The sequence below is a fragment of the Solibacillus sp. FSL W8-0372 genome (genome assembly GCF_037969735.1).
Taxonomy (GTDB): Bacteria; Bacillota; Bacilli; order Bacillales_A; family Planococcaceae; genus Solibacillus; species Solibacillus faecavium.
Map to the genome: position 1 here is coordinate 1,359,814 of NZ_CP150204.1, position 12,856 is coordinate 1,372,669.

Sequence of the window (12,856 nt, forward strand, 5' to 3'; positions counted from 1 at the left end):
TAGAATGGCATGCTAATAACTTCTGTACCGATTGTGTAACATGTTAAAATGAAAAGGTAAAAGAATCTAATTGAAAATGGTGAATGATATTATGAGAGAACAGATACAGCATTGTGAAAAGCTCGTTAAAGGGATATATGAATCAATGGATGCAAGTCATGATTTCCAGCATATTGAGCGCGTCTATAATAACGCTTTGGCAATTTTAAAAACCGAACCTTCAGCAAATGAAAAAATAGTTTGCTTATCTGTACTGCTGCATGATGTAAGTGATTCAAAATACACGACAGACAAATCAAATGAAGAACGGATATTAAATGAACTGGATTTAACTGCAGATGAGAGAAAACATATTCAAACAGTTATTGCGGAAGTGTCTTTTAACGGGGGCAATGAGTTACCAGCGACAACGATAGAGTCTAAAATTGTACGGGATGCAGATCGCTTGGATGCTATAGGTGCTGTGGGAATTGCACGTACTTTTGCTTATGGTGGTGCAAAAGGGCGCAAGTTGTATGATGATTCAGAAGAAGTGCGTTTTCAAATGACTGAAGAACAGTATCGTAGTCAATCAACGGCTAGTGTGACACATTTTTATGAAAAACTATTATTATTAAAAGATTTAATGGTAACAGCAAAAGGGTGCGAAATGGCTGAAGAGCGTCACAACTATATGGTACAATTTTTAGATCAGTTAAAAAAAGAAAGAGACGGGATTTTATGAGTCATTTAATCGTATCAAATTTAACAAAAACAGTAGGCGATAAAACGCTATTTCAAAATATTGAATGCACTATTTATGAAGGGGAACGTGCAGGCTTAATTGGTATTAATGGAACAGGGAAATCTACATTATTATCCATCTTGGCTAAAAAGCAGGATGCGGATACAGTGGACTTTGACCATCCGAATAAATACCGCATAGCTTATTTGGAGCAAGATCCTCAGTTTTCAAATGATATAACAGTATTACAGGCGGTTTTTGATGGGGATTCTCCCATTTTGCAATTAAACCGTGCGTATGAAGATGCGGTTACTGCATTATCACAAAATCCGCAATCCGAAAAATTGCAAAATGAACTATTTCGTCTTCAGCAACAAATGGACACTGAAAATGCATGGGATGTGAACGCATTAGCAAAGCAGGCGTTAACAAAGCTTGGCATCGATATGTTTGATAAAAATGTAACGGAACTTTCCGGTGGTCAGCAAAAGCGTGTTGCACTAGCTAAAGTATTAATTGAACCAGCAGATCTTTATTTATTGGATGAGCCAACAAACCATCTAGATGTTGCTTCTACAGAATGGTTGCAGGATATGGTGTCTCGATTAAAAGGGGCGGTTATATTTATTACCCATGATCGTTATTTCCTAGATGAAACGGCTACTCATATATACGAACTAGCAGATAAAACATTATATCGCCATACTGGTTCATATGGGGATTTCCTCGAAGCACGAGCAATTCGTGAAGAGATGAATGCTGCATCACAGGCAAAAATGCAAAATCGTTATCGTGCCGAACTTAAATGGATTCGACGTGGTGCAAAAGCGCGTACGACAAAACAGAAAGCCCGTATTCAGCGATTTGAAGCGTTGGACGAATCGATTGACCGTTCAAATGACCAAACCGATTTAGAGTTAGGACTGGCGACAACCCGTTTAGGAAAGAAAGTATTGGAATCTGACGGAATTTCCAAAGCTTACGGAGATCGTGTCATTATTAAAGACTTCCAGTTTTTATTGCAGCATGGTGATCGAATAGGAATAATTGGAGCAAATGGCTATGGGAAATCTACACTGTTGAATATGCTTGCAGGCGAAGTTACACCTGATACAGGTGAAGTTATTGTAGGCTCTACAGTAAAGCTTCTTCACTTTAAGCAAGCATTGCCACCAATGAATGAAAATGCGCGAATGATTGATTATATCCGTGAAGCTTCCAATGACATCACAGATTCTGAAGGTGTACGCTATTCTGCCTCTCAAATGCTGGAGCGGTTCTTGTTTCCCCTTAATTCTCACGGGACACCGATAAGCAAATTATCAGGTGGGGAGCGAAAACGTCTGCATTTATTGCGCCTATTGATGGAGCAGCCGAACGTATTGCTATTAGATGAGCCAACAAATGATTTGGATATCGAAACATTAGGCGTACTGGAAGATTTTATCGAAAACTTCCCGGGAGTCGTTATTACAATTAGTCACGACCGATTCTTTTTAGACCGGATTGCCAAAAAACTTTGGATTTTAGATGGCAAGGGCGGTGTATCGGAAAGTCTGGATGTGTATACTGATTATCTAGCGAAAAGAGAGTCCGAGCTACAGCAGGAAGCTAAGGAATTGAAGCAGGAAAAACCGAAAGTAGAAAAGCAAAAAAATGATAAGAAAAAGTTATCGTTTAAAGAACAAAAAGAGTGGGAAACAATAGCTGAATCCATTGCACAAATGGAAGAGAAGATAATGCAGTTAGAAGAAGAGATTTCGACTGCTGGCTCTGATTTTACAAAACTTCAGCAATTGACGTCAGATTTGGAAAAATATAATTTAGAATACGAACAATTAATTGAGCGATGGAGCTATTTAGACGAAATCGTAAATGGATAGGAGCCTAACTATGAAAATTTTATCAATTGAACCGACGCCAAGTCCAAATACAATGAAAGTAGTAATTGATCAGGATTTACCATTTGGCAAAAGCTTTAATTATACGAAAGATAATATTTCGAACGCTTCACCTGAACTACAGGCTATTTTTGCCGTAGAAGGTGTAAAGGGGATTTACCATGTATCAAACTTTTTGGCGGTAGAACGTAACGCTAAATATGCGTGGGAAAATATATTGGCTGATATTCGACGTGCAATTGGTGGACAGGCTACGGAAAGCACTGAGTATGAAATCAATGAGCATTATGGAGAAGTGAACGTGCATGTACAAATGTATAAAGCGATTCCATTACAAATTAAAGCATTTGACGGAGAAGGAGAAGTCCGAATAAGTGCAGGCGATCGTTTTACAACGGCATTCAAACGTTTGCAGTTTAGCGTAACTGATGAAAACTATATTTTTGAACGGAAATGGGTTGATTTCGGCGTTCGCTACGGAGACAAAGAACAAGTGGCACAAGAAGTGCTAAAAGAAGTTGATGCACTTTATCCGCAAGATCGTGTTGAGTCAATCGTCCAGTCGGCTAATGAACAGGTCGTGACAGCCGCACAAGAGCGTAAAGAAGTGACATTGGCGCAATATGAGAAAGTGGAAGATTGGCAACAACGCTTCCAGCTGCTTGATCAACTCCCGGATCCAGAAGTGAAGGATATTCCGTTATTGGAAAAGGCATTGGAAGATGAACAGATGTCTGTTCGCCGTCTTGCTACTGTTTATTTAGGAATGATTGAAGATATAGCGGTTGTACCGGCATTAACGAAAGCACTGAATGATAAAAGTGCAGCGGTTCGCCGTACAGCAGGTGACTGTATGAGTGATTTAGGATTGCCTGAATTTGAACAGGCAATGATCGCAGCGCTTGGTGACAAAAATAAACTTGTACGCTGGCGTGCTGCAATGTATTTATATGAAGTCGGCACAGAGCAGGCAATTGCAGCGTTAAAAATAGCGAGTGAGGATAAGGAATTTGAAGTAAAGTTACAGGCAAAAATGGCTTTAGCCCGTATTGAAGGCGGGGAAGAGGCAAAAGGTTCTGTCTGGAAACAAATGACGGAGAGTCGAAAAGCATAGTATCCAATAATTGAGCGTCGCACTGTTGCGGCGCTTTTTTGTTTTTAACACACTGTAATTTAGCCCGCTGAAGTGTCTTTCATAGTATATTTGTAGGTATTAGTTAAATTGATACGATGTTTTTTTATAGATAAAATGGAAATTTTTGAGTATTTGTTATATATTTAATATTATAAAAAATGGAAGGTGATATATGCTATATGGAATTATTACTGGAAAATCCAAGCGGTTTAGAGAATGAGCGAAAGGAAGCACTACTAAAATTACTGTATTCCACTAACTTTGAAGATCGTATTTTTTTAAAAAGCAAAGATTTTTATTTATATTTCCATGATTTATGGTCGCTTTTCGAAATTGGCCAAACGTATAAGCAGAATATTGTTAAAGAAAATGTGAGATTAAAGGATTGGAGAATATTTATACTGGAGTATTTTGCATCGCGAAATTTGGAAAAAATGCAATTTGAATATTTAACTAATTCTTCGGTCAAGAAATTTCTTATTTCTCTCTATATAGTAAAAAAAATTGCAAAAGATTATTTTACAGTACTCGGTAAAACTCTGAAGCTGAGAACGATAAAAAAGGAATACTCATCGAACGTTGATATTGCTATAACCGGGGAGCATGCATTTCAGCAGGAAGTACTGCTGAAAGTCCAAAGTAATTGGTACATAAATCTATACAAATTTAACAAAGTGTATGATCGAATTATTGAAGAAATATTAGAAGAAACGAAAGCGGTTGAACAATTGTTTGGCGAAGAAGTATGGGATACAATAAGTAATGATAATCTCGAGAATATGATGAACTTTCTGGAAGCGAAACATTTTACAGAAGTGTTATTTTGGAAATCGAAATTTCAGTCGGAGCAATTTTTGAAAATTGGTCTGGATCCCAATAGTACATATGTGTTTTGCGTCCAAAAAGATATCTCAATGAAAAGAAGCTTTAACTTACAAACAGCATTGGCACTTGCCGTGGCAGAATTCTCGAAAAAAAATGAACATAATTTTGTTTATGTGCCTTTTGCAGAGAATATCGACAAAGAAATGATAGCCTTAAATGGGAAGATAGACTTTAATGATTATGTTGGATTTAATAATAGTTTCGATAGTAAAATGAATCCAGTTGATTTTAAAAGTGTAATCAATTATGCCTTTACGTTACTAAAACTTGGGCTAACACATAGCAGTGGCGGAAAAGTTTATTTGTTATGTAATGAACTGTTATTTGAAAATTTCCCGCAGGAAGAAGAATGGCGGGTAGCTGTTACACAGTATAAACAACAGAAAATGATTGAAATTGTTGTTATTTATATTGGGGATAAATCGAAGCTGCAAAATATTTGGTTTGCAGATAAAATATTAGTCCCAAAACAATTGGCTCAATTCAGTTAACAATAAAACTCTAATTAGTATGGGGAATGTGCACCTTACTAATTAGAGTTTTATTTTTAGGAACTATTTGATTTCACTGCTTCAGCTTGTTGTGGTGGATAAAAAACAGTATATAAAATACTGCCGAAAATCAGTATAATACCAGCTACTTGCAAAAAGCTTGGTCGGAATGACAGGAAGATGGCATCGAGTAAAATAGCTACAACAGGATCTACAAAAACGAGTACAGATACAATTACAGTAGGTAAATCTCGTATACTGTCAAAAAACAAATAATAGACAAAGCCAGTATGGATAAATCCTGTACCGAGTATATAGAGCCAATTCGTATTCGTTAAATTAGTAAATGCATTAAAGTCGCTTAATGGAAACAGTAAGACGATCCCTACCATTGTTTGGACGAAGGTTAATGCATAGGAAGACATACCTTGAATCGTTTTACTCGTAAACATCGTTAATGCATAGCATATCGCTGATAGCAGCGCCCATACAAACCCGGAATTCATAAATTGGGCGATACTCGTAAAGCTATCAATGCCAACAATAAGAATGCTTCCTAAAAAACAAATAACTGTTGCACAAATCGACCGTATTCCCATCTTTTCCGCCAAAAAGACGGAACCTAACATTAACACAAATATAGGTGCCAGATTATAGATGGAAATCGCAATCGATATAGACATGACTTCAAATGCCTTAAATAAAAACACCCAATTCAGGACGATAAATACACCGCATAATACAGTCTTTAATACTTCTTTTCTTTCCCATACTTCTGTTTTATGTCCACCAGTTAGAAGCCAAAGTCCTCCTAAAAAGATTGTTGCGCAAATGCAACGGACAAACACGAGCTCCACAGGAGGTAAGCCTGTCTGAGTAGTGAAAAATCCAATGGAACCGAAAATAGCCATAGAAATAGTGAGCTTAATCATTGAGCCGACATTCATAGTGGGGAACCTACTTTCTGTAAACAGCCATTATTGTCGAATTTGACCGTTACCATGAATGAAATATTTAGTAGAAGTTAATGCAGGTAGTCCCATAGGTCCTCGTGCATGCAATTTCTGGGTTGAAATACCGATTTCCGCCCCATATCCAAATTCAAAACCGTCCGTAAAGCGGGTAGAAGCATTATGGTAAACGGCAGCAGAATCAACAGAATTTAAAAAGATGTTAGCATTTTGTATATTATCGGTAATGATGGCTTCTGAATGATTTGTTCCGTAATGATTTATATGATGGATGGCCTCGAAAACATCTTCGACGACTTTTATACTTAATGTCAGGTCAAGAAACTCCTCGGCATAGTGCTCATCCTCAGCAGGAATCGCGCTATCCAATATTTCACACACATGCTTGTCGCCATAGACTTTAATGCCAAGCTCATGATGCAGGAAATGTAAAAAATCTTTCCCGTAAATATTGAAAAAATCTTGATGAATAAGCAGGCTTTCCGCGGTATTACATACAGAAAGTCGCTGTGTTTTTGCATTTTTTACTATGGACTTTGCCATCTCAATATTAGCTGCAACATCCAAATAAATATGGCAGTTACCTGCACCTGTTTCCAAAACCGGGACAGTTGATTCGCGAACGACTAAGTCAATCAATTTTTTACCGCCTCGTGGAATGAGTACGTCTAAATAATCGTTTAATGTAAATAGTGCTTTTGCAGTTTCGCGACTCGTATCTTCAATGAGTAAAACAGCGTCTGTCGGGTAGCTCACTGCTTCTAAAGCGCGGTGAATGGATGCGACTAGTGCAATATTCGAATATTTCGCTGATGAGCTTCCGCGTAAAAGAACCGAATTACCTGTCTTTAGTGAAAGGGTAGCAGCATCGACTGTAACATTCGGTCTTGCTTCATAAATCATGCCGATAACACCGAGTGGTACACGTTTTTTAATAATGCGAAGTCCATTTTCTTTCATAATTTCCTCTAGTACTTCACCGACTGGATCTTCCAGTTGAATGAGCTGGATGATGGCATCGCTCATCGCTTTAATACGCGTTTCGTTTAATAGAATACGATCTAATGTGGCATCATCTAAGCCGTTTTCTTTCCCGGAAATGATATCTTTATTATTTTCAGATAGAATGATGTCCATATCTGTTAATAGCTGATGTGCTATACTTTCCAACGCTTTATTTTTTTCGGAAGTACTTTTTACATTTGTCTCATAGCTCGCCTTTTTTGCGCGCTTTCCTTTTGCTACTACTTCGTTTTCCATTATTTGTGTCATATTCCTACCTCCCTATATTTTTACCCATTGGTTCCGGTGAATGACCTCGATTGGTACATGCATAAGTTCAGCGGTACGTTTACCCATCGCGAGCTCCAATTCAGATGATGAATACATTACTTCGCCGCGTCCAATGCATGTATGGCGGTCAAAAACTTCTACAACATCACCTTTTTCAAACTGGCCCTCAAATGCATATACACCAGCTGGCAATAAACTTTTTCCTCCATGTTGTAACGCCTGTACAGCACCTTCATCGATAAAAAGCTTACCCGAGGATTTTGTTAGCGTTACCCATTGTTTATTCGTAGGGATGGCTTTTTCATTACATTTAAAATAAGTGCCATCACCTTTATTTTCTAAAATTTCAATTAATTTTTCAGATCCGCATCCCGTACCGATAAACACATCTACACCGGCATTAGTAGCAAATTTTGCTGCCGCCAGCTTTGATTGCATACCACCTGTTCCAACCTTTGAGCCAGAACCGGAAGCAAATCCTAACATTTCATCCGTAATTTCCTCAATCAGATCTATTCGTATAGCATTCGGGTTTGTTAGGGGATTGGCTGTATACAAACCGTTGACATCCGTCAGAATTACTAATTGATCTGCATGAATTAACCCACTTACTAAAGCAGATAGCATATCATTATCACCAAAAGTCAACTCAGCAACAGAAACGGTATCATTTTCATTAATGATCGGAATAATGGAACGTTCCAATAGCTCTGTTAAAGTTTCATACGCATTTTTATAGCGCTGTTTATCGCTAAAGTCAGAGTGCGTTAATAATATTTGTGCTGGTGTTACCTTATACGTGTCGAATTCATCTGAGTAAGCTTGAATTAACACACTTTGGCCAACTGCCGCAGCTGCCTGCTTACCTTTTAATGTGACAGGTCTAGAGGAATAGCCAAGCTTTCTGAATCCGGCAGCGACTGCCCCGGAAGATACTAATATCACTTCATGACCGGCATGTTTTAATGCTGCGAGTGCCGCTACATGATCCTGAAATTTTTCATAATCGAGCTCACCTTTATTGTTCGTTAATGAGCTGCTTCCAATTTTTACAACAATACGTTTTCTTTCCATAAAAGCGCCTCCAATAACATACAAATAAAAAACACTTTTCATCCTAGAAATTAGGACGAAAAGTGCAGTTTCCGTGGTACCACCTAAATTGAATGTATAGTCATACATCCCACTTAATCTCATAACGCTGAGTCGGCGCCTATTTTTTAGGAGCTTGTTGAAGTAGGTTCGGTAGGTTTTGCTATGCCATTCTTTCAGCCTTTGGAATGTGCTCTCTTTTTTAGCCAAGTGCCACTTACTCGTCTTCAATATGCTTTTACTTTTTCTAATAGCATCATGCATGATAGGTAGTTTTTTGTCAATACCATCGCAGATTATCAAATTTAAAAATGTGCCGAAATTATAATTTTAGAAGGTTTTATTAGAAGAAAACTGCATTTTTGGCCAATTTAATATTTATTTTGTGTGTTTTCCTTTAAAAACTGCATTTTGCCCATTTGCTCGAAATTTTTTAAGTTTGTACTACCTAGGAATATTGGTTGTGCACAGCTTAAAGGATTGGAAATTGTGCAGGAAATCGAGCAAATTATTCTTGATCATGAAGAGCTAATAAAAAAGGCGATTTTTAAGCTGAAAATTTATCGTGATTTTGATGAGTATATGCAAGTAGGTCGAATCGCTTTATGGAAGGCGGTTAAAAACTTCGATAAAACGAAAGGGGATTTTGCTATGTTTGCCTATATGACAGTCAAGTTTGCAATTGCCCGTGAACTATCTAAATCAAATGATGTGAGTCAAAATGAGATTGCTGTGGAGGATGAGGTGTTTTCCAATATAGAGGAACAGTCAATTGTCCAGCCTTGTCTTGAATGGCCGGAATGGTTCAATAATTTAAAAGAAGAGGAACAGTTTTTACTAAAAGCCCTGTTTCTTGAAAACTTAAATTTGAAGGAAATTGCGGAAAAATATGATCTTCCTTATGAGGCACTGAAAAAGAGGCGACAGCGTCTATTTACAAAAATTAGGACGATGGTGAATCAGAGAAAATAGGAGGCATAATAAAAAGTGGAGGCTATTTCGCATCCACTTGACCTATTATTGCAATAAATTTAAAAAAGTCGTTCGTTGTTCTTCAGTTTGCTGCTCTCCATTGACTAACATAGCACCTAAGCGGTAATCTGTTTGTCCTTTTTCAACAACGTATTGTAAATTGATTGGCTGAACCGAATTTTCATATTCACATTCACCTTTAAATTCAACGACATGTTCCATCATTTTCGTCTGGAAATATTCCCAGCGGCTTTTTTCACAATAATTTGTAAAGGCATCTCCAGTATTAATAGTGCTATTCTCTGTGACTGGAGTTGCTTTTATGTATGTAATATAGTCATTATCAGTAACTGCTTTTTGCGGACCAAAAAAGTAAAAGAAGACACCAATAACTCCAATTGGTATAATCCAAAAAATTGTTCGCTTTCTTTTTTCCATATAACAAAACCCCCTTTTTCTATTAGTAGTATAACATTTGAAAGTTATGATTTTCTACATTGGGATAATATATAACTCGTTAATATTAGATTTTTCTTTAAAGGTGGGTGCTATAAGGCAACCGTGTGATTCTTTCATCATTTTCACGTTTTATCGTAAAGTTGATTTATTTATTCACTTTAGTCTTATGGGTACTTAAGTTTATAAAAAGGGTATCTCTTTTTATTACCTGGAATTATGCAAAGATTTACTTGATATAGATGGGAAATTAGTTGTTCGGAGTGAAGGCGGCGACTCCCAGGGGACAAGCAAAATTTATTTTGCGACGAGTAATCGCAGGAGCAGGTGGGAGAGAAGTAAGGAACAAAAGCTAAAAACGCCACGTCCTGTGGCAACGCTTTTGTGATCAACATCCTGTTGACCTCGTGCCCCCGGAAAGCGTCCCCGTAACGGAAATTAATTCTGGCAGAAGCAGAAAAACATCCATTTTTTCTTGAAAAAATGGATGTTTTTCGTTTTGTCCAGGCTCGTTTAATTTTAAAGATGAGCTTTGTTTCAGCTTTATCTATTTTTTATTTTTTCATCCATGAAATGGCAAGGGTTCCTTCGCCCATATGTGTTACGAGTGATGGGCCGAAGTAGGCGAGTTTGAAATGGACAGTCGGAAACGTGGTTTGCAGCTTTTCCATCCATGTGCGGCCTTGCTGCTCACAATTGGCGTGCATAATGACAGCCTGCAATTCCCCATAGGTTTCAACTGCCTGTTGTAGTAAGTCTCTTACTCGCAAAACTGCTTTTCTTTTCGTCCGAACTTTTTCAAACACAGCTATTTTTTTATCCTTTATGTGCAAAATAGGCTTGATTTGCAGTAAGCTGCCGATGACGGATGATGCGACAGATAACCGTCCGCTCCTTTGTAAATGGATTAAATCATCCACAATAAAATAAGCCTCCAACGTTTTTTGTAAATCCTTCAGCCGTTCTATAATTTGTGGGGCAGATGCACCATTTTCAACTAATTTAGAGGCTTCAATAACATATGACGCCAATGGACCGGCAGCAACCTCCGAATCGAATACATAGACTTTCACATTGTCGACCAATTGGGCAGCCTGCAGCGAACATTCATATGTGCCACTCACACCGCTTGAAATATGGATTGCCAAGATTTCATCATATTCTTTTCCAAGTCTTTCATAAAGTTCAACAAATTTTCCGATAGAGGGTTGTGAAGTTTTAGGAAATTGCTTAGTAGTATGTACAATTCCGTAAAATTGTTCTACGCTGAGTGTGAGTTCCTCTTCAAAAGTAGCATGATTAAAATGAACATTTATAGGAACAACATGTATATTGTGCTGTTTAAGTTCTTCAGTCGGTAAATAGACTGTGCTGTCTGTCACAATGGCAGTTTTCATGTATTACACTCCTTCAAGTAATAATAGAACAAAAATAATCTTTATTTAATATTTACGTAAGGATTGTACAATTAGAACTAATTACGGATCATATCGAATATTTTATTGGTTATCCTAATAAACGTTCAGCCATCACTATATGCAAAAAGAGACCTGGAATATAAATTCCAGGTCTTGTGATTACTACTTTTCATCCTCCATGACACGCTGCCTCGCTTTCACTTTAATTTTCAAAAGAAAATTTGTGCTTAAGCTGTAATCAGTTTTTTTGAAGAACCTTTAGAGACGATCATTCGCACTCATCGGGTTAACCCTCCTAGTCAGTTGGATTGGAAGTGAAATCTTTAATAGTATAGGTCGATTATTATTTTTTATACACTTTAGTAAAAAAAAATTGGCTTTCAAAATAATTACGGCAAGACAGCGCTAAAACCACGTGATACGTGAAGTTTTTCAGTGTCCATCTAAAATAAGGGAAGATTTTTCCGTTATTTGAATGAGGTAGTTCATTTATAGGTTAAATAAGGGAACGTTTTACCGTTACTTTAAATAAAACCGTGAAATTTCATGTATTTCAGGTCAATAGCGGATATTCCTTCCCTTATTTTCACTATTTTTTATGTTATTTTAAAAATAACGGAAATTCATGCCTCTATTTATCTCATTACAAAAGTTTTGGAGCCACACCTCTCGAACGGACTTCATAGAAAATTTTGTCACGCCCAACTTTTGGTGATGAATCAAAGAATTTTACATAGGAGGAGGTTTTAACTTCGCATGATCTACTTTTTAGTTGGCACTGCGGGAGCAATTGGCGCGGTTTTAAGATATGCAGTAGGTATTTTATTTTTTACGAATAGCTCATTTCCAATAACAACATTAATTGTAAATTTAATTGGCTGTTTTTTGCTAGCTTGGTTCACAACAAGTTTATTTAAACGTTTTTCATTTTCGCCAATGATAAGGACTGCTGTTAGTACAGGTTTAGTAGGTTCCTTTACTACATTTTCGGCTGTTAGTGTAGAGACAGTCACCATGTTTCAATCGGGTAATGTGTTGTTGGCTGTCCTTTATGTATTTATAAGTTTTAGTGGGGGACTCTTAATGAGTAGCCTAGGATTTCAAAGGAGCAGGGAGTGAACTGAAATGATGGCAATTACGAACTTATTACTCGTTGGAATTGGGGGTTTCTTTGGAGCAATAGCCAGATTTTCAATAAGTAAATATTTAAACAATAAAACAAAATATCCAATTCCAATCGGTACACTTACTGTTAATTTGCTTGGTTCATTTCTTTTAGGAATTTTGATTGGAGCAAAAGCCGATGTCATGTTTGTGCTTCTATTTGGAACAGGATTTATGGGAGCGTTTACAACTTTCTCTACGTTAAAGTTTGAAATGACCGAAATGTACGTACATAAAAATAAAAGGAAATTGTTGCTTTACACTGCATTGACCTATGGACTGGGGATAATATTTGCTTATTTCGGTTATTTGATTGGCAGTTATTAAAAAAACAGTGTGATTTCAAAAAATGAA

Annotated in this window: 12 protein-coding genes; 7 read left to right on the forward strand and 5 right to left on the reverse strand. The window is 37.1% G+C overall.

Translation table 11 applies throughout. The annotated features are described in order from the left end of the window. The first annotated feature begins 91 nt into the window (after positions 1-91). The 4 genes from MKY13_RS06605 to MKY13_RS06620 all read left to right on the forward strand — a co-directional run bounded on the left by MKY13_RS06605 (position 92) and on the right by MKY13_RS06620 (position 5,136). Complete coding sequence (locus tag MKY13_RS06605; protein ID WP_339215893.1) at positions 92-724, forward strand: HD domain-containing protein; 633 nt, start codon at positions 92-94, stop codon at positions 722-724. Beyond that, positions 721-2,607 (forward strand): ABC-F family ATP-binding cassette domain-containing protein, encoded by a 1,887-nt coding sequence (locus MKY13_RS06610; protein WP_339215895.1) that lies wholly within the window; start codon positions 721-723, stop codon positions 2,605-2,607. The genes MKY13_RS06605 and MKY13_RS06610 overlap by 4 nt, the downstream gene beginning before the upstream one ends. Positions 2,608-2,617: 10 nt before the next feature. Next, entirely contained in the window at positions 2,618-3,739 is a 1,122-nt protein-coding gene (locus tag MKY13_RS06615) for a virulence factor (RefSeq protein ID WP_339215897.1), read from the forward strand. A gap of 200 nt (positions 3,740-3,939) precedes the next feature. Next, entirely contained in the window at positions 3,940-5,136 is a 1,197-nt protein-coding gene (locus MKY13_RS06620; RefSeq protein ID WP_339215899.1) for an aldehyde dehydrogenase, read from the forward strand. Positions 5,137-5,192: 56 nt separating this feature from the next. On the opposite strand, the gene MKY13_RS06625 is transcribed toward MKY13_RS06620, so the two are convergent. From MKY13_RS06625 to proB, 3 genes are read right to left on the reverse strand one after another with little or no spacing between them, the layout of a single operon-like run. Then, positions 5,193-6,083, reverse strand: a complete 891-nt coding sequence (locus tag MKY13_RS06625; RefSeq protein ID WP_339215900.1) for a DMT family transporter — start codon at positions 6,081-6,083, stop codon at positions 5,193-5,195. A gap of 30 nt (positions 6,084-6,113) precedes the next feature. After that, positions 6,114-7,379 (reverse strand): glutamate-5-semialdehyde dehydrogenase, encoded by a 1,266-nt coding sequence (locus MKY13_RS06630; RefSeq protein WP_339215902.1) that lies wholly within the window; start codon positions 7,377-7,379, stop codon positions 6,114-6,116. Positions 7,380-7,391: 12 nt separating this feature from the next. Then, positions 7,392-8,474, reverse strand: coding sequence for a glutamate 5-kinase (gene proB / locus MKY13_RS06635; RefSeq protein WP_191699343.1), 1,083 nt, complete (start codon positions 8,472-8,474; stop codon positions 7,392-7,394). 507 nt (positions 8,475-8,981) lie between these two features. Between proB and MKY13_RS06640 the strand changes: the two genes are divergently transcribed. After that, entirely contained in the window at positions 8,982-9,464 is a 483-nt protein-coding gene (locus MKY13_RS06640; RefSeq protein ID WP_191699342.1) for a sigma-70 family RNA polymerase sigma factor, read from the forward strand. 45 nt (positions 9,465-9,509) lie between these two features. Here MKY13_RS06640 and MKY13_RS06645 read toward each other — a convergent pair whose 3' ends face one another. Further along, entirely contained in the window at positions 9,510-9,902 is a 393-nt protein-coding gene (locus MKY13_RS06645; RefSeq protein WP_339215904.1) for a glucosamine 6-phosphate synthetase, read from the reverse strand. Between the two features lie 572 nt (positions 9,903-10,474). Continuing rightward, positions 10,475-11,317 carry a DegV family protein gene (locus MKY13_RS06650; RefSeq protein WP_191699340.1) on the reverse strand — a complete coding sequence of 281 codons (843 nt, stop codon included), beginning with the start codon at positions 11,315-11,317 and terminating at the stop codon, positions 10,475-10,477. Between the two features lie 777 nt (positions 11,318-12,094). On the opposite strand from MKY13_RS06650, the gene MKY13_RS06655 reads away from it, so the two are divergent. After that, entirely contained in the window at positions 12,095-12,457 is a 363-nt protein-coding gene (locus tag MKY13_RS06655; RefSeq protein ID WP_339215906.1) for a CrcB family protein, read from the forward strand. A gap of 9 nt (positions 12,458-12,466) precedes the next feature. Continuing rightward, a complete protein-coding gene (crcB, locus tag MKY13_RS06660; protein ID WP_191699440.1) occupies positions 12,467-12,829 on the forward strand; it encodes a fluoride efflux transporter CrcB in 363 nt (120 codons plus the stop codon). Positions 12,830-12,856: the final 27 nt, after the last annotated feature.

Coding starts and splice junctions, on each gene's coding strand:
- MKY13_RS06605 (WP_339215893.1), top strand. CDS start 92: ATGAGAGAACAGATACAGCATTGTGAAAAGCTCGTTAAAGGGATATAT.
- MKY13_RS06610 (WP_339215895.1), top strand. CDS start 721: ATGAGTCATTTAATCGTATCAAATTTAACAAAAACAGTAGGCGATAAA.
- MKY13_RS06615 (WP_339215897.1), top strand. CDS start 2,618: ATGAAAATTTTATCAATTGAACCGACGCCAAGTCCAAATACAATGAAA.
- MKY13_RS06620 (WP_339215899.1), top strand. CDS start 3,940: ATGGAATTATTACTGGAAAATCCAAGCGGTTTAGAGAATGAGCGAAAG.
- MKY13_RS06625 (WP_339215900.1), bottom strand. CDS start 6,083: ATGAATGTCGGCTCAATGATTAAGCTCACTATTTCTATGGCTATTTTC.
- MKY13_RS06630 (WP_339215902.1), bottom strand. CDS start 7,379: ATGACACAAATAATGGAAAACGAAGTAGTAGCAAAAGGAAAGCGCGCA.
- proB (WP_191699343.1), bottom strand. CDS start 8,474: ATGGAAAGAAAACGTATTGTTGTAAAAATTGGAAGCAGCTCATTAACG.
- MKY13_RS06645 (WP_339215904.1), bottom strand. CDS start 9,902: ATGGAAAAAAGAAAGCGAACAATTTTTTGGATTATACCAATTGGAGTT.
- MKY13_RS06650 (WP_191699340.1), bottom strand. CDS start 11,317: ATGAAAACTGCCATTGTGACAGACAGCACAGTCTATTTACCGACTGAA.
- MKY13_RS06655 (WP_339215906.1), top strand. CDS start 12,095: ATGATCTACTTTTTAGTTGGCACTGCGGGAGCAATTGGCGCGGTTTTA.
- crcB (WP_191699440.1), top strand. CDS start 12,467: ATGGCAATTACGAACTTATTACTCGTTGGAATTGGGGGTTTCTTTGGA.